General features: G+C 45.2%; 1 protein-coding gene. It reads left to right on the forward strand.

Features of this window, described 5'->3' with window-relative positions; all coding sequences use genetic code 11:
• Positions 1 to 613, forward strand: a 613-nt coding sequence (locus ASC50_RS03215; RefSeq protein ID WP_226995366.1) for a DUF5723 family protein, incomplete at both ends; no start/stop codon positions are given.

Raw genomic sequence — 613 nt, forward strand, 5'->3', positions numbered from 1 at the left:
TTATTGATAGCCGCCGTGTGCTTGTTCGGCACGGTAGCAACTGCGTGGGCGCAGCAAAACAACACCGTGTATTTCATCAAAGGCATTCCGGAGCGCAATGTCTATAACCCTGCCTTTCAGCCGTATAACAATGTTTACATTGATTTCCCCGTGTTCCCCAATTTTCGGTTGGATTTGGGCAATAACTCGTTGAATGCCAACGATGTGATTTTCAATAAAGATGGACGGACGATGCTGTTTTTAGACAAAGACGCGGGCAGTCATCGCAACAGTTTTTACGATGCGATGTGGGATGTGACCCGCATTGGGCTTGATTTTGAATTGAATATCATTGGATTTGGGTTTCGTGTGAAGAAAAACTATTTTTCGTTCGACATTTCCGAACATATCACAGCAGGCATGACTTTACCGAAAGATTTTATGAACTTAGCCTTAAATGGGATGAAAGAGCAAAAGGTGTTTGATTTTACACACTTTGGGGCGCGCGCCATGGCATACACGGAAGTGGGCTTTGGCTGGTCGCGCAAACTCAGCAACAAAGTGACGGTAGGAGCCAAACTGAAATACCTGATGGGACAGGCAAACGTGCATACCGATTTTGATGACTTAACAC

It is taken from the genome of Candidatus Symbiothrix dinenymphae (assembly GCF_001431085.1).